Below are 20352 nucleotides of genomic sequence, written 5' to 3'. Positions count from 1 at the left end.
AAGATAAGACAGGAAAATGCAAAAACACTTATCGGAGTTAACGATAAATCAACCTGGACGCAGGCGTTTTTGATCCCGCTTCGCCAGGCCGTCTACGACGCGATGCCATGAATCATTTACCAACTCCGTCAGTAATGACTCGGTAATGTCGTCGCCTGGGTAGACCGATATCCAGTGCTTTTTATTCATGTGATAGCCGGGTTCAATGCTGGGGTAGATCTGCTGGTTTAACAGTGACTTTTGCGGATCGGCTTTCAGGTTAACCAGCGGGCGTCCGCGAAGCTCTGAGACCAGCATAAAAATTTTGCCGCCGACTTTGAAGACATCGTATTCCGGGCCGAATGGCCAGCAGTGCTCGGTAAAAGGCAGTTCGAGCGCAAGGCGCTTTGCACAGGCATGTAAGGTCTGGCCGTCCATTATTTTTCCTCACGGGTGAGTGCGCGCCACATCGCCTCAAATCCCATCGAAATATATTCTTTTGCGCGAGCCGCGTCGCGGGCGGCGAACTCCATGGTGGTCTCTGCCAGAGAAAGAAACAGCGCGTCGCCAAAGGCGCGATACTCGTCAGACATAAACTCAGGTCGTACGGAGCGATGACAAAGATCGCGCAGTTCCGGGAACATATCGTCAGCCTGCTGTTCCGTTTCTTTGCTGATTTTCTCGCTGACGGCCAACTGGCGAATCGTGCGATGCCCGCAGGTATGGTTCAGGCCCCAGCTAATGTAGCTGTTCCAGATGTAGTGAGTCATGGTTTTGGCATCGGTCACCGATCGATCCAAATTTGCCATCATCGACTGACAAAGGTCTTGCTTCAAAAAGAGGTAAAGCTCGTTGATCAAATCATCTTTGGTCGCGAAATAGCGAAACAACGTCCCCTCCGCAACCCCTGCATTGCGGGCTATCACGGCGGTAGATGCCGCAATGCCTGATTGTGCAAATGCTGTGGTTGCAGCTTCCAGTAATGCCAGTTTTTTGTCTTCACTCTTCGGACGAGCCACTACACTTTACCCTTAAGTCTGTAAAAAACATGATTGAATCACGGCCTTTGCAGCACCGCAACGGCGAATGTCAAAGATTGAAAATCATCTTGACGGCGAACTTTCGATTTCTATAATGAGTGCTTACTCACTCATAATCAAGAGTCAGTCGCGCAAACCAGCGGAAAGGGGCGCGTTTAAGGTCAGGATATGAAGCGTCTCACAGTTTGTGTGGTTGTTATTATGCTTATTGCCGCAGCTGCAAGTTTACCGTTTGTACTCAATGCCGGGTTTGGTCAGGCCCCGCAAGGGGCACAACTGAGTTTGGTTGAACAGTCACCTCACTATCGTGATGGACAGTTTCATAACCAGGTGCCGACACCGGGCTATACCGGCAACAAAGGTATGCTGGCGGCCTGGTGGGAGTTTCTGGTCGCTAAGCGTGATAATGCGCGCCCGGCGCAGCCGTTACCGCTGGTGGCAACCGATCTCGCCGGACTTTCGCCACAGCAGGATACTCTGGTCTGGCTGGGCCACTCCTCATGGTATTTGCAGCTGGCGGGTCAACGTATCCTGATTGATCCGGTATTTAGCAATTATGCCGCACCGTTTTCATTCCTGAACAAAGCCTTTGCCGGGGATTATCCGTGGACTGCACAGACGATGCCGGAGATCGATCTGCTCATTATCTCGCACGATCACTATGACCATCTGGATCTCGCCACTATCAAGGCGTTAATGCCGAAAATTAAGCGAGTGATTACGCCGCTCGGCGTAGGGTCGCATCTGCGTTACTGGGGGATGCGCAGCGAGATAATCGAAGAGCGGGACTGGAATCAGTCCGTCAGAGTGACGGATTCGCTGATCGTTCATGTGCTGCCTGCTCGTCATTTTTCGGGGCGCGGTATCAAGCGCAACCAGACGCTATGGGCGAGCTTCATGTTCGAAACGCCGGAGCAGAACGTTTATTACAGCGGGGATTCCGGCTATGGACCGCATTTTAAAGCCATCGGCGAGCAGTTTGGCTCGGTTGATTTGGCGATTATGGAGAACGGTCAATATGACCAGGACTGGAAGTTTATTCACATGATGCCAGAAGAGACGGCGCAGGCTGCGGCCGATCTGCATGCGAAAGCCGTGTTGCCAGGGCATGCCGGCCGTTTCGTTCTGGCGAAACATACCTGGGATGATCCTTACAAACGACTGGCGCTTGCCAGCCGTCGTCAGGATTACCGACTACTGACGCCAATGCTGGGTGAACCGGTAATACTGTCCGAACCGGACCAACCGTTTACGGCCTGGTGGCAACAGGCGACTCAATGAATACAGGGGAGAGCATGATGACGATTTCTGCTCAGGTCATTGATACGATTGTTGAATGGATTGATGATAATTTGAATCAGCCATTGCGCATTGATGATATTGCACGCCATGCGGGATATTCCAAATGGCACCTGCAGCGTCTTTTTATGCAGTACAAAGGCGAAAGCCTCGGGCGCTACATCCGCGAGCGTAAGCTGCTATTGGCGGCGCGCGATCTACGCGATACCGACCAGAAAGTGTATGACATCTGTTTGAAATACGGATTCGATTCGCAGCAGACCTTTACGCGAATTTTCACCCGTACGTTCAGCCAGCCGCCGGGCGCGTATCGCAAAGAAAATCATAGCCGAACGCATTAACGGCAAAGGGTTCTCGCGGGTCTAATCCGCCAGCGAGAACCAGCGCCGCCAGATAAAACGCAGTACAAAATATTCAATCACCCCCAGCAGTAAAAACCACAGACAAAACAGCAAAGTATAAAATTGGTTGAGATCCATCAGATGAAAGGTGGCGACGAGTTTTTGCGCCAGCACAATGCCCAGTGAGGGGGCGGGCAGCAGCAGACAAGACAAAAAAGCCAGCAGCAGGATCCCTGCGGCGGTCATCAGTGATTCAAGCGGGTGTTTCATGGCATTGTTAAACTTGAGTTAAAAAGCCATTGTCCGGGATCTCTGTGGGCAACGCAAACGCCACGCTTACAGCCCGGCCCAAATCTCACAATGTTTTTTCACCAGACCACTCAGAGATCCGCCGTCGGCGACGAAATCACGCATGCTCTGCGCTTCATCATGACCATTTTGAACCTGCAGGCGTAAGGATTCGATCGCGCTGGTCGCGCCTACTTTGTCCGCAGAAGCGGCGACATTCTCCAGTAGCCGTAGCGTGTCATCTGACAGGCGGTGCCCATCGCCGGTATTGACGTCGGTGATGATTCCCGCCATGCCAAAGCGGCAGGCCTGAAAACGGTTAAATTTATACAGCAGGTAATCACGCTCCTGGTGCTTGAATGGCCGTTTAGTGAGCAACCAGTGGGCGGTAGCCTGAATAAGTCCCGCCATATTGACTGCGTGTTCAAGGGTTAGCGGAGTGTCCATGACGCGAACCTCTACCGTACCAAAGTGCGGGCTGGGGCGGATATCCCAGTGTAAATCTTTAATGCTATCAATCATGCTGGTGTAAGCCAGTCGACGAAATAACCCCTCAAATTCCTGCCAGTTATTCACCCACGGCATCGGGCCATTATCGGGAAATCCGGAGAAAATATTCAGCCGCGCACAGGCAAACCGCGTGTCGGACGTTTGCATATAAGGTGAGGCGGCAGAGAGCGCAATAAAATGGGGAACAAATCGCGACAGGCCGTGCAGGAGGTAAATAGCATCATCGCCGTTTGCGCAGCCGATATGCACATGTTGGCCGAATACCGTCGCCTGCTGAATAAGATAGCCAAAATTTTCCAGGTTGCGCCGATAGCGTTCGTCATCGCAGACTTCCTGACGTTGCCATTTTTGAAACGGATGCGTACCGCCGCCACAGATGGCGAGGTGATGCTCGGCAGCAACCCGCGAGATTATCTGCTGCATGGCGGATAATTCAGCACTCGCCTGGTCGATATTGCGACAAACCCCGGTCGCCATCTCCAGCATACTTTCAGTGATATCGTGCTTTACTTCTCCGGCGGTGAGCTGCGGCTTTACGGCGTCAATCAGTCGGGAAGAGTCCTGGCTCAGGTCGTAGCCCGGAGGATTGACCACCTGCATTTCCAGTTCAATGCCTAACGTAAAAGGGTCAGAAACATGAAAATCGGGTAGGGACATAGTGTTCTCTTCAGCGTTGATTTTTAATCAGTATAGACGCGTCATCTTGCAAGCTGCATATAGAAGGGCCGCTGAATTTCTGTTCGTTGTCAGAAATCCCCCCGCGATGCTTTGAAGGCGAAATGGCCGGTGTTATAACTATTTTTTACTTCGCAACAGGGGTTGAATCGTGCCGGAAATTAATCTTTATGGACAGACCGTCGGCGATATTGTGCCTGACTGGAATGGTGCCGCCGTACTGCCGCGGGAAGAACTTGCAGGGCAATATTGTCGACTGGTTCCCCTGGATGCCGACAGCCACGCCGCCGATCTGTTTGATGCTTACGCGCAGGCGCCAGACGATCGCGACTGGACCTGGCTTGCAAGTTCTCGTCCCACGAGCGTTGAGGCCACAGCTTGCTGGGTAGAGGGCAAATCCACGGATGCATCTCTGGTTCCCTATGCTGTCATTGAACAGCGTTCCGGTCGTGCGGTGGGACTGGTGTGCTTTATGGCGATCGAACGGGAGCATGGTTCGGTTGAAATTGGTCATGTAACCTGGTCACCGCGCATGAAAAATACGGTACTCGGCACCGAAAGCATCTGGCTGTTGCTGCGCCAGGCGTTTGCGTTGGGCTATCGTCGCGTGGAGTGGAAATGTGACTCTCTGAACACGGCTTCCCGTCGGGCGGCGGAGCGCCTTGGGTTTATCTTCGAAGGACGTTTTCGCCAGAAGATTGTGCGCAAGGGGCGTAATCGCGACAGCGACTGGTTATCGATGATTGATAGCGAATGGCCCCAGTGCGACGCTGTTTTGCAGCGCTGGCTGGCTGCCGATAACTTCGATGAAAAAGGGCAGCAACGCCGATCGCTGGCGGCGTGTCAGCCGCAGTAGCTCGCTTTTGAAGAATTAACAGTGCGCCCACAGTCAGTTATGGCTGCGGGCGCATTTATCATTAGCGTTGATTTATTAACGGGTTTGCCAACGGGTGCGTTCGACGGCTCCTTGCCATTCATGCCAGCGTTTTTGCAATCTCCCATGGCGCGCCATGTTTGGCTGGAACGATACGTGATCGGGCAGATAATCTCGCAACTGGCTAGTAGATGCACCCTGCAGCTTCTTGCGTGCCAGCAATCCGGCACCGATAGCGGAAAGTTCAGGGATATCGCTGCGCATCACCGGACAGCCCAATAAATCGGCTTGATACTGCATTAGCCAGTCATTTTTTGTTGGCCCGCCATCAACCATTAACGCGCTGAGTCGAAAACCGTTGTGCTGGCGCATCGCTAAAACAACATCGGCAATCTGATAGGTAATCGACTCCAGTGCCGCACGTACCAGATGTGCGCGTTTCACTCCGCGGCTGAGACCGTGAATCAACCCCCGGGCATCTTCATCCCACCAGGGCGCGCCCAGCCCGGTAAGGGCCGGAACAAAATAGACGCCCAGCGTGGAGTCAACCGTGGCGGGCAGCGTATTGAGCTCATGAAGCAGTTGCTCTTCCGGTAATTCGCTAAGACCTGTGCTATCGGCCATCCATGCGACGGCATCTCCCGTATGCGGAATATTACCTTCCAGTCCGTAGACCAGGGTGTCAGCGTCATGCCAGGCAATGGTCGTTGCCAGCGCGCTCACCTCGGACTGCGCCGAGAATACGGGAGCCATAACGGAAGATCCGGTGCCATAGGTCGCTTTGACGCAGCCTTCCATACCCAGCCCATGGGCAAAAAGCGCAGCATGAGAGTCGCCAATCATCGCCAGAATAGGGATTCCATCAGGTATCCTCTCCAGACCTTTTGTTACGCCAAAATGGTGGCTGGAAGGGCAAACTTCGGGCAACGCCTGCTGCGGGATACCGAATAGAGCCAACATCTCGTTATCCCATTGTCCGCTCTTGAGATTGAGCAACTGCGTGCGTGAAGCGTTGGAGATGTCGCAACGAAATTCCTCGCCGTGCGTTAAGTTCCACAGTAACCAGCTATCGATGGTCCCGAGACATATTTCCCCTTGCTGTGCGAGCGTCATACCGTTGGGAACTGACTCCAGCAGCCAGCGCATTTTAGAGGCGGAAAAGAGTGGGGCAACGGGTAATCCAGTGATGGATTTTATGTACGCCTCGTGCCCCTGTTCACGTAATGCTCGGCAAAAATCGGCCGTGCGCGAACATTGCCAGGTGATAGCAGGGCCGAGAGGGCGACCGCTGGCACGATACCAGCCTATCGCCGTTTCACGTTGATTGCTGATCGCCAGCGCTGCGACGCGTTGTGCGCCGACGCAGGTAATGGCTTGTGCCACAACATCCAGTGATGCGTCCAGAAGTGCATCACCTGACTGTTCAACCCAGCCTTCACGGGGCGTGTGGATCGCCAGCGCGCGGGAGAACTTCGCGACCACGTTTCCCTGACCATCCAGCGCTACGGCTTTGGCATTGGTGGTGCCTTCATCAAGCGCAATAATAATGTCTTTTTGTGCTGACATTGTTTTCTCCAGCCCTTCGGTTTCCCTGAGTATTAGCGATGGAAAAAGGTATCCACCCCGAGATAGCGGGTGAAAGCTTCATGCAGTACCTCTGCGCTGGCGGAATGGTTCATTGCCACGTGATGCTCAAAGCCATTACGACAAATCCAGGCCAGTAGGTTCTCCAGATGAGGCACCTGGATTACCGCTCGGCAGCCGACAGTGTCCAGCGGATCGTCAACCGATAGCCCTTCGCCGACGTAGGCTTTGATTTCGCCGGTTAAATCGTCGGTACTCAGGCGGAAGTAGGTCAAGGCACCGCTTTTCATACGACCGTGAACTGCACCGCAGGTGTTCTCTTTACCGACGGTGGTACCGATGATATCCGCCGTCCCCATCTTCGGGCTGTCCAGACTGGCTGATGCGAAATTACCGCAGTGAAAAAGAACGCATTTATCACGATCGTCGCCGAAATTATTGTTCCAGTCGGCAATGGATGCTGGACTTAAGTTGCTGCTGGCGAGGGCGTACATTGACAACGCGCCCATCACATCCACTTCGCAGGCACTGGGCATTAACTGCCCGGACATCACGCTCATGATTGAGCACACGTTGATGCCTAAATTTTCCTGCAGCGAGGTCCAGCACTGGATGGCAGTCGTATCAATATCATTAGCGATGACCCATTCGCTGATAACGACAAACAGTTTTGCCATGGTGACCAGTTTGTCGGCTGGAATGGCGCTGGCGTCGGCGTTATCCATCAACAGGCGGCGTTTTTCATCCACCCGGATATCGTCGTCGCGCAGTCGTTTGATGCGGGTAAAGACTTCAGACAGATCCAGTGTTTCAACGGCAATACCCAGTCTTTCGAGCAATTTTTCACTGTAGCGGACGGTGTTAAACCCAGCTGGACGTGCGCCGATAGCGCCGACGCGAACTCCGCGCATGCTGGCGACCACGCGACAGATTTGTTCGAAACGTTTCAGATCTTGTGCAAACACCTCGCCTGACAGGTCGCAGACATGCTGGGTGGTTAGCGTAAACGGAATACCGTACTGGCGCATGTTATTGCACAGAGAGATCTTGCCGCAGAAGCTGTCACGGCGAGTGGCAAGCCCCATTTTATCCAGGTTGTCTTCCTGCGCCTGGATCAGAACCGGGACATCTAAACCGGAAAGTCGCAGCGTTTCCGCTATCGCTTTTTCATCGCCAAAGTTCGGCAGTAGTACCACCACACCGTGAATCTTGTCGCGGTGAGCGCGGAAAAGTTCAGCACAAACTTTCGCATCCTGACGGGTTTCAACACCGCCGAGTTCTGTCTGCGTATCGTTGAGCATAATGGTGTTAATGCCCAGCCGCTCAAAGAGCACGCTGGCTTGTTCGCGGGCTTCAGCAACCAGATAGCTCGGGAAAAATCCCCGATTGCCAATAATCACCGCCATGGTCAACTGATGAGGAATTCGTGACATCGCTTTCTCCAGTAAGTGTTCTGTTGTTGTTATTGTTTTATCGTGTTGCCAGCAACAGTGCGGTGGCGTTTTTCACGACACCCGCCGCGTCAATTTCATGGCGTTCGCGCGTTGCTGCACGATCGGCTGCGATTGCATATTGGCCATCGGCAATCCCCAATCTACGCAGTGGAATGGCACAGCCAGCTTCTGCCAGCACTTCAGCCACCAGACTTCCCACGCCGCCATTAATGTTATGTTCTTCCACGCTAACCACTGCCTTGCAGTGGGTTAAAGCTGCCAGTAACTGTTGGGTATTGCAGGGACGAATTGACGGTACACTGATTACGCTGGCGTCAATACCCGCCTGTTCCAGCACTGTGGCAGCCTCGACAATTTCATGCACAGTTGAGCCCATTGCCACCAGTGCGACATCTTTTCCTTTGCGCAAAATATCGATATTACCCGGCGCGAACTGGTAGTTTTCGTCGTGTAATTCGGGTAAGGCTTTGCCATCCAGGCGAATATAAACCGGACCTATGTGGCTTAAGGCGTAGTCGAGAATCTGTCGGCATTCCACCGGACAGGACGGGGCGTAAATCTCAATATTGCCAAAACCGCGTAGCACGGAAATATCATCAATGCTGTGGTGCGTACTGGCGAGCGGTCCGTAGCTGGCCCCTGCGTTCAGGCCAATCAACTTCACGTTGGTATTGTTGTAGCAAATGTCGACTTTAATTTGCTCATTGGCCCGTGAAATCAAGAAGGGCGCAGCGTTACAGGTGACGGCGATTTTACCGCCCAGCGCCAGTCCGGCAGCAGCACCGACCAACGTCTGTTCGGCAATACCCACGTTGACCAGACGACCGGGAAATTCCTTCATAAATGGGGCGATTTTTGCTGTTGATGTTGAGTCAGCCACCACCGGCACAACATCCATTCCACGTTTGACCGCGGCAATTAACGTGTTCACCATGACGGTGGCGAGGTGTTCGCTATTACGCATCTTTCAGTTCCTCCAGCGCCAGTTCAACTTCTTCTCCTTTTGGCACGCGGTGGTGCCATTCCGGGCGGCCCTGGATAAAAGAGATCCCGGCTCCTTTGGTGGTGTGTGCAATGACGACATATGGCTTGCCTTCAGGGGTTAATCCTTCCAGCGTGCGCACCACATCGCTCATATCGTTCCCGCGACACTCTGTGACTTGCATACCGAAGGCTCGCCATTTTTCATCCAGCGGATCGGTGTTCATGATCTCTTTGGTTGATCCGGCAAGCTGGAGGTTATTTTTGTCGTTGATGATAATCAGGTTATCCAGTTTATAGTGGGCAGCGACCAGTGCCGCTTCCCAGTTGCTGCCTTCGGCCAGTTCACCATCACCGGTGACGACAAACACCCGGCGTTTGCTGTTGCTGCGTTTAGCCGCCAGCGCAATCCCTACTGCAACCGGCAGACCGTGACCAAGAGCTCCGGTATTCAATTCAATTCCTGGCGTTTTATGTTTTACCGGATGCCCCGGCAGATGCGAATCAGCGTGTTGATAGGTCGCCAGCCAGTCCACAGGAATAAAACCGGCTTCTGCCAAGACACAGTAGTAACCGCCCACAGCGTGACCTTTTGACTGGATGTAGATATCGCGCTCGTCGCTCTCTTTAATCTCCGGGGAGCAATTCAGGATGCGAAAATAGAGTGCTGTCAGCAGTTCAACCTGCGACAGGTCTGCGCCAGTGTGCCCGCCAGCCGGGCTTTCAGCATTCAACACGATAATGCGGCGACGCACGGCACGTGCTTTCTTTTCTAGCTCAGGTATTGAGAGCGAAAACGGATTCATAAGACACCTCTTGAATGTTTAATCTTGAATGAATAAATATTCCATGTGAGTGCAGTAGTGCAACTGTCTCTCTACCCACCACGTAATCTGCAGATAAAACAGTCAGTCGTTATTGGTTAGAATAAATATTCACTACTGATTTATTATTCATGATTAAAGATATGCCTTGTCTGGCGGTTTGTCTACGGCTTGTGCCACCAAATTTTGGAGAAAAGAGAAAAGGATCACACTAACGTGATAACTGGAAAGGTACTGATGACTTGTTATCTATTCAGGTATGAATAAAAATAACAGGCAGTTTATCAGGGGGAATGCCATGTCAAAGCAGGATGAACAGCGGTTGCTGGTTAAGATTGCCACGCTTTACTACGCCGAAAATAAAAAACAGTCTGAAATCGCCACGCTGCTGCATTTGTCGCAGTCCTTTGTCTCCCGTGCTTTAACGCGTTGTCAGAAAGAAGGGCTGGTGAAAATCACCGTCGTACAGCCGACCAATATCTTTGTGGCGCTGGAAAAAGCCATTGAAGAGCAGTTTGGTATTCGTCAGGCGATTGTCGTGGATGTCGGTGACAACCCCAGCAATACGCAAATTAAGCATGCAATTGGCAGCGCGGCGGCGCATTACGTTGAAACCCGCTTGCGAGCCGAGGACCTGGTTGGAATTTCCTCCTGGAGTAGCACCATTCGCTGTATGGTCGATGAGATGCACCCGCAAAATATCCGTGCGGCGGGGGTGATCCAACTGCTGGGCGGCGTAGGGCCGAATGGTAACGTGCAGGCCACGATTCTTACGCAACAGTTGGCAGCGCACCTTGGCTGTCCGGCCTGGCTGCTGCTTTCACAAAGTATTGAGCATTCGGTTGAAGAGCGTACACGGTTGGTTAACAGCCCTGACGTTGCCGCGGTGGTTGAAAAGTTTGCTGAAGTGGATGTGGCAATTGTCGGTATTGGCGAACTGGAGCCTTCTCAATTGCTGAAAAACTCAGGCAACTACTACAACGAAGAAATGTTGCGACTGCTCGCCGAGCGCGGCGCAGTAGGCGATATCTGTCTGCATTATTACGATGCAGCAGGTAACCCGGTACTCAGCCATGAGGAAGACCCGGTCATTGGAATGGAGCTTTCGCAGATCCGGGAGTGTAACCACGTGATTGCTTTGGCTGGTGGTGTGGAAAAACAGAATGCGATACGCGGGGCATTGCAGGGGAATTATATTGACGTATTGATCACCGACTACCCGACAGCCCGCAGTCTGGTGAAAGGGTGATGTCACGGTGAGTTAAACAATTGACAGCCCCAGGAGGCCCCTGGAGCTGTCTGGTTGAGCATATCAGACTTTTCAGAGGGGATTACTGACTTTCCATCGCCGCCTTTTGTGCTACCACCGCGGCTTTTTGCTGCATCCGGTTTTGCATCTGGTCGATGATGACCGCGACGATAATCACGATACCTTTAATCACCATTTGCCAGAACTCGCTGACGCCCATCATCACCAGACCATCGGCCAGAAAACCGATAACGAAAGCGCCAATCAGCGTGCCTAAAATCGTGCCCCGTCCACCGGCCAGTGACGTACCGCCGAGAACCACTGCGGCAATGGCGTTCATCTCAAATGCCGTACCGTTGGCCGGATGGCTGGCGGAAAGCTGTGCCGAGACCACAATTCCAGCAATCGCGGCACACAGTCCGGATAGGGTATACACCCAGATTTTCACCTGTTTTACTTTTACCCCTGACAGCTCAGCAGCGCGCTCGTTATCCCCGATGGCGTAAACGTGGCGACCAAAGGGTAGACGACGAGCGACGTAAGCAATGACCAGTGCCAGCACAATCATCATCCAGATGGCCCACGGAATCCCAAACAGTGTACCGGCACCAATCTCATCAAAACCGGTATTGCCGAGCTGCGGATTGCCGGAAAGCCCAGGAAAGGTTTGCCCATCGGAGGTCAGCATCGCCGCCCCGCGCAAAACGTACATGGTTCCGAGCGTACAAATAAACGGTGCGACGTTATAGTGGGTGATGATCCAACCATTCGCCGCGCCAATCAGCCCACCAATCAACAAGACGACAGGCACAATCACCCAGACGCTGGGGAAAATTGCGATGCCGAACATTGGCAATACAATGCCTTTAGTGATTAGCCATCCCGCGACCATGCCGCACAGCCCAAGCGTAGCGCCAATTGAGAGATCAATCCCGGCGGTAATAATGACAAACGTGATCCCCAGCGCCAGAAAGGCGTTAATGGCGATATGCTTGATCATAATGACCATGCTGCCGCCAGAGAGAAATCCCGGTACGGTGAAGGCAAAGAACCCGACGATTAAAAACAGTGCAATAAAAGTGCGCAGTTTTAGGATTAGTAGCAGGATATTTTCCCGAGAGAAGGCGACTGTGGAGCGAGGCGCGATGGCGGCAGATTGTAGTGTTTTCATATCAGAACCCCTGAGCACTTGCGGTTACCAGCGCCGATTCTTCGGCACGATCGCGGGCGATATCGGCAGTTAGCTTGCCGCCAGACATCACCAGAATGCGGTCAGAAACCGCCATAATTTCTTTTAAATCTGAGGTGGAAAAGACCACAGCAATACCCTGCTGGGAAAGCTGGACCATCATGCGGAACACATCGGCTTTCGCCCCGACATCGATGCCGCGTGTGGGTTCGTCAAGAAATAGAATTTTGGGATTGGTGAGCAGAGAGCGACCAATCACCACTTTTTGCTGGTTCCCTCCGCTCAGCGCCTGAATTTCAACCTCTGGCGAGGAGACTTTTATCGACAGATTGCCAATTGTGCTGGCGACCACGGCCTCTTCATCTTTGCGGGCAATGGCAAAGCCACGTTGCAGACGCCGCCAAAGGCTGGCAATGGTCAGATTGGTGGCGACGGATGAAATGGGGAAAATCCCTGTGCGCTTGCGATCCTCCGGCACCAGACTCATTCCCATACGGATGCGATCGGCGGTGGTTAAGCGCTGCGGGACCGGTTTGCTGTCGAGCCACAGTTTTCCGAGGTAGTTGCGCTCAGTACCTAACAAGCACTCGAACAATTCGGTTCGCCCAGCCCCCATAAGTCCATAGATACCGACAATTTCACCGGCATGAACGTTAAAGGTGACGTCATTGACGACTGCGCTGCCAGCGGTATTCACGCAGGTGATATGTTCAGCTTCCAGAACCGGAGCTCCAAACGTGCGGCCGGGTTCGAGAAAGTTGCTTACCGGATTACTGCCCAACATCTCGCGCACAATCCACGGGACATCGATGTCGCTAACCTTGGCTTCGGCTTGAAATTTACCATCGCGTAAAATAGTGATCACATCGCCAATTGCCATCAATTCTTCGAGGCGATGGGAGATATAGATTATCGACACGCCCTGGCGAGTAAGTTCACGGATCACGCGAAACAGAATCTCGACTTCAGTTTTACTGAGCGCTGAGGTGGGTTCATCAAGAATCAGGATATCTGCATCTTCAGCCAGTGCTTTGGCGATTTCGACCAGCTGTTGCTGCCCTACTTTGAGATTGCCAACCAGGTCGCGCGGTGATATCGGCTGATCGAGCCGGGTTAATAATTCCGCGGTGCGTTTCTCTTGCTCGGCCTCATTAATGGGAGCCATGCCTTTTTGAATCTCCCGACCGAGGAAAATGTTTTCCGCGACGGAGAGGTTCTCAAACAGGTTTAACTCCTGATGCACCATACCAATTCCATGTGCCGCAGCATCCCGGGTGCTGGCAAAGCGCACGGGATTTCCATTGAGCAACATCTCACCGCTACTGGGTTGCTGAACGCCAGCGAGGATCTTCATCAACGTCGATTTCCCCGCACCATTCTCACCAATAATCACATTCACCTTGCCACGCCAGACCTGATAATCGACGCTGTCCAGTGCAATTGTGCCGGGAAACAGCATTGAAATGGCATGCGTGCGCAGGATGATGTCATCAGCTGAGGTATTGCGCATTAGTGAGCCTCCTGTTCCAGCGTCAGTGCTGCTGCGTTTTCCGCTTTTCCAGCATTCAACGTCACGGCGAACAGCACCGTGGCAGTTTTCCCTTGCCAGCTAGTGTCTACGGCGGGTAACTGTTTCGCCGCTTCACGGTTATAAGCCCGTGACAGTTGGGCAAACTGAACCTGGTTAGTAAAATCTTCAAACTTGAAACCACTGGCATCGCGAATAGCATTGCCACGCATTACCGGGCCAATCTGAATCGTGACGGGCATATCATTGACCCTCACCACGATGGTGTGCTCTCGCCCATTGGTGGTGTCGACGCTATCAATCTGGCTGGTCAGGCGTACAAACACGCTTTCGGGAGCGGGTGAGGGGGCTTTCAGGCGAGCGGTCAGCGCTGAAGCATCCAGAACATGTTGCTGTGCCGCTTCCAGGACGCGGGATTGCCAGGTTTGTTGCGCGATCTGATCGGGAGTCTGGTTGTCGAAACTGGCTTTGGCCTGAGGATCGGCCGGGATAATTGGTTTGCCGTTTTCGTCGAGGTCAACTACCGTACAGGCCGTCAGCAACAGGGTGGCGCATCCAACCAGCGCGGCACCCCATTGTGTTAACGACATAGTGCCTCCGCTTAGTGGCTCAGGTTGAACTTGTTCAGCTTGCTGGCATTGGTTTCGTCAATCAGCACGCAATCCATGAGCTGTTTTTCTTCTTTCTGGGCTTTGCCGTTTTTCAGATAGTAATCCGCCTGCTCAACAGCCATTTGCGCCTGCTGCCAGCCGGGCTGCAGTACTGTCGCTTTAATATTGCTTTTATTAATGATTGAATCGCGGGTGTAGTCGCTGCCATCAAAACCGACCACGATGACATTATTTTTCCCCGCCGCTTTTAATGCGGCTTCTGCACCCAGCGCCATAGTGTCGTTACCTGAGATCACACCTACGATATCTGGGTTGGTTTGTAGAATGGCTTCCATTCGGGTAAAGGCTTCGGTTTGGCTCCAGTTTGCCGTCTGCTGGGCTACCATTTTCATGTCCGGATAGTCATCGAGTACATCGTGATACCCCTGCGAGCGTACATGGGCGTTGGTGTCGGATTGACGTCCCAGCAGTTCAACGTACTTCCCTTTTCCGTCCAGTAACCTGGCGAACTTCTCTGCGCCGAGCTGTGCGCCTTGATAGTTATTCGACACGATTTGCGCCACCGCGATGCCGGTTTTATTGATTTCGCGATCGATAAGAAAAGCAGCTACACCCGCTGCTTTGGCTTTTTCCAGCGGCCCTACGGTGGCATCTGCACCCGCATTATCGAGAATGATCGCTTTCGCTTTACGAGCAATAGCAGTCTCAATCAGTTGGTTTTGTTTATTGACGTCATCATCATGAGAGGCAACCAGCGTGGCGTATCCAAGCTCTTTTGCTTTGGCGACTGCACCGTCGGCTTCGGCTTTAAAAAACGGGTTATCGTGAGAAGGGGTAATAATCGCAATCAGTCCGTTGTCGGCAGCATACAGCGAACCCGATGTGGTAAGGATCGAGGCCAGTAATACGGATTTAATCAAGGTCTTGTTCATCTCTTTCTCCACTTTGAATATTTATTCAAATATGATTTATTATTCAAGTTAACGATAAGTCGAGATAATCGAACTGTCTACGATTTGCGCAGCTAATTTCTGAAAAAGAGAAAAGGATCACGATCCTGATGGTGAGGATGGAAATAGCGTCACGATATTTTTATCACGCTGAAACCAATGAACGTTAACTTCTTGATTGCCGAGGTTTGCCGAAAATGACGACATGATTTGTAATGTTAATTGCTGAGTCGTGAGTGCGGTGATTTTTGCGCTGGTGAAACCTGGTAGCCCCGATGCCTGATTGGAAAACGCCTTATACAGGCTCTCCTTTGCGCTGAATACCAGGGTTAAGGCGAGCGGAAAGGGCAGGCAGGCATGCTGTAAAATCTGATGTTCGTGGTTATCAATAATGCCATCAGCCAGCTCAACTGCGGTTTGTGGTGTAAAAATAGCTTCTATATCCAGCCCAATGGGATGCGTTGATACGACCGCCAGCGCCGTTGTTGCGCTATGGCTGATGCTGCCAAACAGATCCTGCGGCCACAATGGTTGGCGTTGCACACCGATGCCGGGCACGGTTTTGTGGCCAAATTCACGCAGTGCGTGTACTGCGGCAATACGCCCCGCTAAGTGCTCAGCTTTACGCTTACGCCCACTGGAGTGGAGCTGAGTGTGGTGGGGAAGCCAGAGCAGGTCGTGCTCATGGAAAGTGTCGGGATCAAATTCGACAATGTGCAGCATATGATCTGCGAAAGGGAGCGGGATGTGCGTTGTGTGCATGATTTCTTACGGTTTCCCTCTCCCCGTAACGAGGAGAGGGAAAAACGTTATCAGAAGTGTGTGTTAACGCTCATGAACCACGTCCGGCCCGGTTCGTTATAGGTGTGCGCGCCTGCGCCCGCCATATAGTTCCCGGTCACGATATCGCCCGTGGTCTGGGCATTCCCTTCACGCCATAAACGTTTGTCAAAGACGTTATCCACGCCGCCGGTCAGGCTGACGTTTTTCGTCACATCCCAGGTCGCACTCAGGCCGACGATGCTGTATGGGCTGACTTCACTGGCCGAGCTACCGGTAACGGGTTTACCCTGGTAATCGTATTTTTTCGGCTGCTGTTTGCCGTACCAGGTGAAGGTGGATTGCAATGACAGATCTTCACGTGCCTGCCAGCTCAGGGTCGAGTTCAGCGTGTATTCAGGAATAATCGACAGACGCTCGCCGGTCTCTTTATTCTTACTTTGCAGCATGTAGGTAATGTTGTTGGTCCAGTTAACGGTTTCGCTAACCGGCACGTTCAACGTTCCTTCCAGACCTTCAACTACCGCTTTAGGAATGTTTTCCCACTGATAGATATCGGTATAAGTCGTTTTCCCTTTGTTGGTGATAGACGTTCTGTCGAACGGGACTGTACCTGCTTCAATCTTGTTACGGTAATCGTTACGGAACCAGGTTACCCCAGCCAGCCAGCCGTCGCGTTTGAACTCCAGACCAATCTCTTTGTTGATACTGGTTTCGGCCTTCAGATCATCGTTGCCCATCATGTAGCAACCAATACCGGTCGCGGAGCCGGTGGCGTAGCAACCCTGACCTTTACTGTACAGAATGTAGTTCGGGTTGAGCTGATACAGGCTTGGCGCTTTATAGGCGCGCGCAATCCCCATCTTCAGGGTGAAATCATCGCCCAGACCTTGGGACAGGTTCAGGGACGGACTCCAGTTATCGCCCACAATGCTGTGATGATCGAAACGCAAACCTGGCGTCAGCATGGTGCTGTCGGTCAGTTCCATGTTGTTTTCAGCAAACAGAGAGAAAATCTCTGCGTCTGAGTACGGGCTGCGGTTGGTGCTACTGGACCCTGGAATATCGCCGCCCATAAAGGTCTGCGAATTGGACAACATGTCCTTCATGCGCTGCTGGTTCCATTCGGTACCGAGCGTCAGATTTTGGTTAACCAACAGGTCGAATGGAATGCTAATTTCGCTGTGCAGGGTGACATCCGCCAGGTCAGTGTCGGTAAAATGATTACTGTTAAATAGCCCTTCAAGACCTCCTGCCAGACCTTCACCCAAACGGGAGTTGCGGGTATGTTCGTATTGCGCCCAGTTGCTGGTGGTAATGCCGTTGTCCCAGCCGCCGTTCCACGTCAGCGCATAGTTCTGACGGTACATACGGTTGGTTTCTTTACCGTAGTATTTTTTTACCAGTCCGTTGGTTTTGTTATCGTTGTTGGTGTTCTGGGTGTCGCCAGCGTATAGATTGCCCTGGCGGCTGTAGCCGGCTTCAAACTCCAGCGATTGCATTGGCGCAAAATCCCACCGCAGTTGGCCGTTGATATCTTTGTTTTTTACCCCTTCACGACCCGCTGGCATGGTATCTGCGTAGTCGCCCGTACGTGCAGACTGGTGACCATCGTTAATGTCCCACGCGTCGGCCTGGGTTTTGTCGAGGTTACCGTTCAGGCGGAAGCTGAAATCCCCGCCCAGCGGGCCATTCAGGCTAAAGTTGGTGCGTTTGGTCGAGCCTTCTTCTTTGTGTTCCGGGGCGTTGAAATAGGTATTCCAGGAGCCATGCCACTCATCGCCGCCTTTCTTGGTGATGATATTCACCACGCCGCCAGCCGCACCGTTGCCATAGCGTGCCGCGGCAGGACCGCGCAGCACTTCAATACGTTCGATCATTTCCGGAGCAACCCATGCGGTATCGCCGCGGGTATCACGCTCGCCGCGCCAGCCCTGACGCACAGAGTTACGGCTGGTTACCGGTTTGCCGTCGATCAGAATCAGGGTGTTTTCCGGCCCCATGCCGCGAATATCGATCTGGCGGTTGTTGCCGCGTTGACCGCTGGTTGAGTTACCGGTCAGGTTGACGCCTGGCATGGTACGGATGATTTCCGACACATCGCGAGCGGGAGGATTCTTACGAATTTCATCAGCGGTAATGGTTGAAACGCCCGGTGCCTGCAGGTTCTGCTGGGCGGCGGTAACCACGATGGTGTCTTCATGAGAGACAGCGGCGCTATCGGTTTGATCTTCTGCCATCGCTGGCAGGGCTACCCCGTAAATCCCTAAATTGACCAATAAGGCCAGTGAATGAATCTTGTTGTTCATTGTATGTCCTGCTGTTCTTTTAGCCACGAGTACCAATGTGCCGTGGTGCGGCATTTGGTCTGATGTCGCCCGCATCCGCGTAAACCCTCCATTCCAGAAAAAGTACGCAGCGCCAGGCCGGTTTATAAGTGGTGAAAAACTGTGCGCGCTTCCCACAGCGCGACAATACGCTATTGCAAATGCAAATAGTTATCAATAATATTATCAATATATTTCACGCTAGATCATAAAATTTGACAATAAACATGGGGTTATGGCGGTGACGACGTTAAAGATGGGAAGCGAGGCGTGGTGGCAGTCAAAAAAAGGCCCGGAGTGGGAGCGTGAAGACAACGGAAATTATCGGGTAACCTTCTGGTGGCGCGACCCGCAGGGAACGGAAAAAGAGTCAGCCATTCATCGCGTATGGGTCTATATCACCGGCGTCACCGACCACCATCAAAATGCCACCCCGCAGTCGATGCAACGCATTGACGGAACAAATGTTTGGTGCTGGAGTGTTTCCCTTAGCGCCAACTGGCGCGGCAGTTACTGTTTTATCCCAACAGAACGAAATGATATTTTTGCTGCGCAGACGCCGGGCGAAGCGCCTGACCGAACCGTGCTGCGTGAAGGCTGGCGGCAATTGTTGCCGCAGGCTATTGCCGATCCCCTCAATCCGCAGAGCTGGCAGGGCGGTCGTGGCCATGCGGTGTCTGCGCTGGAAATGCCTGATGCACCCGTACAACCGGGATGGGATCGACCTGAAAACCCCGACTCGCCCGCAGTTTGCCTGCAATGGCGTAGCGCCAGACTCGGCAATACACGCCGCGTGTGGGTGTTTACCACTGGTGAAGCCCAGCCGGAAGCGCGTCCCCTGGCTATCCTTCTGGACGGACAGTTTTGGGCACAAAGTATGCCGGTCTGGCCTGCGCTGACTTCACTCACCCATCGCGGACACCTCCCGCCCGCCGTTTATCTCCTGATTGATACCATCGACACGGCTCACCGCAGCCGCGAATTGCCGTGTAATGCGGATTTTTGGTGGGCGGTACAGCAGGAGTTATTGCCGCTGGTGAAGACTACGACCGCGTTCAGTGACGACCCGCAGCGTACCGTCGTCGCCGGGCAAAGTTTTGGCGGGCTGTCATCGCTATATGCCGGGCTTAACTGGCCCGCGCGCTTTGGCTGCGTGCTCAGCCAGTCGGGCTCTTATTGGTGGCCGCATCGCGGTGGTCATCAGGATGGGGCGATCGTTGAGCAACTGAAGAGTGGAAAGATAAGCGCCCAGGGGCTGCGTATTGTCCTGGAAGCTGGGATCCGCGAGCCCATTATTTATCGCGCAAATCAGGCGCTTTATGCCCAGTTACCCTCTGCACCACAGTCTATTTTCTGGCGTCAGGTTGATGGTGGACACGATGCGCTTTGCTGGCGCGGCGGACTGATGCAAGGGCTGATCACGCTCTGGCAACCGCTTACCGACACGATTTAACCGGACGATGTTCCACGACAGGAGTTGAGTATGGAATTCAGTAACCCCTTCGATAATCCGCAGGGCCAGTTTTACATTCTGCAAAATCCCCAACGTCAGTTTAGCCTTTGGCCGCAGCAATGCTCACTTCCTGCTGGCTGGACGGTCGCGTGCGAACCCCAATCACAGGAAGCCTGCCAGCAATGGCTGGATGCAAACTGGACCACGCTGACGCCAGCGAACTACGTCGATGTGCAGGAGGCTCCATGACTCAACGTTTACCGTTAGTTGCGGCTCAGCCGGGGATCTGGATGGCGGAAAAACTCTCCACATTGCCCTCAGCGTGGAGCGTGGCGCACTACGTAGAATTAACCGGCGAACTGGACGCACCGTTGCTGGCGAAAGCGGTAGTGGCGGGTCTGCAGCAGGCCGATACT

At 53.1% G+C, this 20352-nt stretch carries 21 protein-coding genes; 7 read left to right on the top strand and 14 right to left on the bottom strand.

What is annotated here, in order from left to right:
* Positions 1-48 precede the first annotated feature (48 nt).
* On the bottom strand, positions 49-417 hold the full coding sequence (locus tag KQJ19_RS08880) for an MmcQ/YjbR family DNA-binding protein (RefSeq protein WP_016152172.1): 369 nt from the start codon (positions 415-417) through the stop codon (positions 49-51).
* A complete protein-coding gene (locus tag KQJ19_RS08875; RefSeq protein WP_016152173.1) occupies positions 417-998 on the bottom strand; it encodes a TetR/AcrR family transcriptional regulator in 582 nt (193 codons plus the stop codon). Before KQJ19_RS08875 ends, KQJ19_RS08880 begins: the two co-directional genes overlap by 1 nt.
* A 189-nt stretch (positions 999-1187) precedes the next feature.
* On the opposite strand from KQJ19_RS08875, the gene KQJ19_RS08870 reads away from it, so the two are divergent.
* Both KQJ19_RS08870 and KQJ19_RS08865 read left to right on the top strand, forming a co-directional pair.
* Positions 1188-2300, top strand: coding sequence for an MBL fold metallo-hydrolase (locus KQJ19_RS08870; protein ID WP_016152174.1), 1113 nt, complete (start codon positions 1188-1190; stop codon positions 2298-2300).
* A gap of 17 nt (positions 2301-2317) precedes the next feature.
* Complete coding sequence (locus KQJ19_RS08865) at positions 2318-2659, top strand: RamA family antibiotic efflux transcriptional regulator (protein WP_003021996.1); 342 nt, start codon at positions 2318-2320, stop codon at positions 2657-2659.
* A 21-nt stretch (positions 2660-2680) separates the two neighbouring features.
* On the opposite strand, the gene KQJ19_RS08860 is transcribed toward KQJ19_RS08865, so the two are convergent.
* Both KQJ19_RS08860 and KQJ19_RS08855 read right to left on the bottom strand, forming a co-directional pair.
* Positions 2681-2929 (bottom strand): DUF1158 domain-containing protein, encoded by a 249-nt coding sequence (locus tag KQJ19_RS08860; RefSeq protein ID WP_016152175.1) that lies wholly within the window; start codon positions 2927-2929, stop codon positions 2681-2683.
* A gap of 66 nt (positions 2930-2995) precedes the next feature.
* Complete coding sequence (locus KQJ19_RS08855; protein ID WP_216403562.1) at positions 2996-4114, bottom strand: YbdK family carboxylate-amine ligase; 1119 nt, start codon at positions 4112-4114, stop codon at positions 2996-2998.
* Between the two features lie 169 nt (positions 4115-4283).
* Between KQJ19_RS08855 and KQJ19_RS08850 the strand changes: the two genes are divergently transcribed.
* Positions 4284-4988, top strand: a complete 705-nt coding sequence (locus tag KQJ19_RS08850; protein WP_016152177.1) for a GNAT family protein — start codon at positions 4284-4286, stop codon at positions 4986-4988.
* A gap of 75 nt (positions 4989-5063) precedes the next feature.
* On the opposite strand, the gene KQJ19_RS08845 is transcribed toward KQJ19_RS08850, so the two are convergent.
* From KQJ19_RS08845 to KQJ19_RS08830, 4 genes are read right to left on the bottom strand one after another with little or no spacing between them, the layout of a single operon-like run.
* A complete protein-coding gene (locus KQJ19_RS08845) occupies positions 5064-6572 on the bottom strand; it encodes an FGGY-family carbohydrate kinase (RefSeq protein ID WP_216403561.1) in 1509 nt (502 codons plus the stop codon).
* A 32-nt stretch (positions 6573-6604) separates the two neighbouring features.
* On the bottom strand, positions 6605-8023 hold the full coding sequence (locus tag KQJ19_RS08840; RefSeq protein ID WP_016152179.1) for an L-fucose/L-arabinose isomerase family protein: 1419 nt from the start codon (positions 8021-8023) through the stop codon (positions 6605-6607).
* Positions 8024-8060: 37 nt separating this feature from the next.
* Complete coding sequence (locus KQJ19_RS08835; protein WP_047501797.1) at positions 8061-9008, bottom strand: transketolase C-terminal domain-containing protein; 948 nt, start codon at positions 9006-9008, stop codon at positions 8061-8063.
* On the bottom strand, positions 9001-9831 hold the full coding sequence (locus tag KQJ19_RS08830; RefSeq protein WP_016152181.1) for a transketolase: 831 nt from the start codon (positions 9829-9831) through the stop codon (positions 9001-9003). Before KQJ19_RS08830 ends, KQJ19_RS08835 begins: the two co-directional genes overlap by 8 nt.
* A 316-nt stretch (positions 9832-10147) precedes the next feature.
* Between KQJ19_RS08830 and KQJ19_RS08825 the strand changes: the two genes are divergently transcribed.
* Positions 10148-11098, top strand: coding sequence for a sugar-binding transcriptional regulator (locus KQJ19_RS08825; protein WP_216403560.1), 951 nt, complete (start codon positions 10148-10150; stop codon positions 11096-11098).
* Positions 11099-11180: 82 nt separating this feature from the next.
* Here KQJ19_RS08825 and KQJ19_RS08820 read toward each other — a convergent pair whose 3' ends face one another.
* The 6 genes from KQJ19_RS08820 to KQJ19_RS08795 form a co-directional block, all read right to left on the bottom strand.
* The gene (locus tag KQJ19_RS08820; protein WP_016152183.1) at positions 11181-12269 is read right to left on the bottom strand and encodes an ABC transporter permease; all 1089 of its coding nucleotides are present in this window, start codon (positions 12267-12269) and stop codon (positions 11181-11183) included.
* Position 12270: 1 nt separating this feature from the next.
* Complete coding sequence (locus KQJ19_RS08815; protein WP_216403559.1) at positions 12271-13797, bottom strand: sugar ABC transporter ATP-binding protein; 1527 nt, start codon at positions 13795-13797, stop codon at positions 12271-12273.
* Positions 13797-14405: a DUF2291 family protein gene (locus tag KQJ19_RS08810; protein ID WP_049282466.1), complete on the bottom strand. Its 609-nt coding sequence runs from the start codon at positions 14403-14405 to the stop codon at positions 13797-13799. Before KQJ19_RS08810 ends, KQJ19_RS08815 begins: the two co-directional genes overlap by 1 nt.
* 11 nt (positions 14406-14416) lie before the next feature.
* Positions 14417-15358, bottom strand: a complete 942-nt coding sequence (locus KQJ19_RS08805; RefSeq protein ID WP_016152186.1) for a D-ribose ABC transporter substrate-binding protein — start codon at positions 15356-15358, stop codon at positions 14417-14419.
* 117 nt (positions 15359-15475) lie between these two features.
* The gene (entD, locus tag KQJ19_RS08800) at positions 15476-16138 is read right to left on the bottom strand and encodes an enterobactin synthase subunit EntD (RefSeq protein ID WP_141874952.1); all 663 of its coding nucleotides are present in this window, start codon (positions 16136-16138) and stop codon (positions 15476-15478) included.
* Positions 16139-16188: 50 nt separating this feature from the next.
* Positions 16189-18465, bottom strand: a complete 2277-nt coding sequence (locus tag KQJ19_RS08795) for a TonB-dependent siderophore receptor (RefSeq protein WP_216403558.1) — start codon at positions 18463-18465, stop codon at positions 16189-16191.
* A 253-nt stretch (positions 18466-18718) separates the two neighbouring features.
* Between KQJ19_RS08795 and fes the strand changes: the two genes are divergently transcribed.
* The 3 genes from fes to KQJ19_RS23980 form a co-directional block, all read left to right on the top strand.
* Positions 18719-19936, top strand: coding sequence for an enterochelin esterase (gene fes / locus KQJ19_RS08790; protein ID WP_216403557.1), 1218 nt, complete (start codon positions 18719-18721; stop codon positions 19934-19936).
* Between the two features lie 30 nt (positions 19937-19966).
* Positions 19967-20185, top strand: a complete 219-nt coding sequence (locus KQJ19_RS08785; protein ID WP_016152190.1) for an MbtH family protein — start codon at positions 19967-19969, stop codon at positions 20183-20185.
* Positions 20119-20352, top strand: a 234-nt coding sequence (locus KQJ19_RS23980; RefSeq protein ID WP_216403574.1) for a condensation domain-containing protein, incomplete at its 3' end; no start/stop codon positions are given. The genes KQJ19_RS08785 and KQJ19_RS23980, both read left to right, overlap by 67 nt.

Origin of the sequence: Citrobacter sp. S46_ASV_140, from assembly GCF_018919545.1 — a bacterium.
Lineage (GTDB): Bacteria > Pseudomonadota > Gammaproteobacteria > Enterobacterales > Enterobacteriaceae > Citrobacter > Citrobacter braakii.
This window is presented reverse-complemented; position numbering and strand designations above follow the sequence as displayed.

Coding starts and splice junctions, on each gene's coding strand:
- KQJ19_RS08840 (WP_016152179.1), bottom strand. CDS start 8,023: ATGTCACGAATTCCTCATCAGTTGACCATGGCGGTGATTATTGGCAAT.
- entD (WP_141874952.1), bottom strand. CDS start 16,138: ATGCACACAACGCACATCCCGCTCCCTTTCGCAGATCATATGCTGCAC.
- KQJ19_RS08855 (WP_216403562.1), bottom strand. CDS start 4,114: ATGTCCCTACCCGATTTTCATGTTTCTGACCCTTTTACGTTAGGCATT.
- KQJ19_RS08880 (WP_016152172.1), bottom strand. CDS start 417: ATGGACGGCCAGACCTTACATGCCTGTGCAAAGCGCCTTGCGCTCGAA.
- KQJ19_RS08815 (WP_216403559.1), bottom strand. CDS start 13,797: ATGCGCAATACCTCAGCTGATGACATCATCCTGCGCACGCATGCCATT.
- KQJ19_RS08870 (WP_016152174.1), top strand. CDS start 1,188: ATGAAGCGTCTCACAGTTTGTGTGGTTGTTATTATGCTTATTGCCGCA.
- KQJ19_RS08845 (WP_216403561.1), bottom strand. CDS start 6,572: ATGTCAGCACAAAAAGACATTATTATTGCGCTTGATGAAGGCACCACC.
- KQJ19_RS08835 (WP_047501797.1), bottom strand. CDS start 9,008: ATGCGTAATAGCGAACACCTCGCCACCGTCATGGTGAACACGTTAATT.
- fes (WP_216403557.1), top strand. CDS start 18,719: ATGGCGGTGACGACGTTAAAGATGGGAAGCGAGGCGTGGTGGCAGTCA.
- KQJ19_RS08865 (WP_003021996.1), top strand. CDS start 2,318: ATGACGATTTCTGCTCAGGTCATTGATACGATTGTTGAATGGATTGAT.
- KQJ19_RS08820 (WP_016152183.1), bottom strand. CDS start 12,269: ATGAAAACACTACAATCTGCCGCCATCGCGCCTCGCTCCACAGTCGCC.
- KQJ19_RS08860 (WP_016152175.1), bottom strand. CDS start 2,929: ATGAAACACCCGCTTGAATCACTGATGACCGCCGCAGGGATCCTGCTG.
- KQJ19_RS08785 (WP_016152190.1), top strand. CDS start 19,967: ATGGAATTCAGTAACCCCTTCGATAATCCGCAGGGCCAGTTTTACATT.
- KQJ19_RS08795 (WP_216403558.1), bottom strand. CDS start 18,465: ATGAACAACAAGATTCATTCACTGGCCTTATTGGTCAATTTAGGGATT.
- KQJ19_RS08810 (WP_049282466.1), bottom strand. CDS start 14,405: ATGTCGTTAACACAATGGGGTGCCGCGCTGGTTGGATGCGCCACCCTG.
- KQJ19_RS08825 (WP_216403560.1), top strand. CDS start 10,148: ATGTCAAAGCAGGATGAACAGCGGTTGCTGGTTAAGATTGCCACGCTT.
- KQJ19_RS08805 (WP_016152186.1), bottom strand. CDS start 15,358: ATGAACAAGACCTTGATTAAATCCGTATTACTGGCCTCGATCCTTACC.
- KQJ19_RS08830 (WP_016152181.1), bottom strand. CDS start 9,831: ATGAATCCGTTTTCGCTCTCAATACCTGAGCTAGAAAAGAAAGCACGT.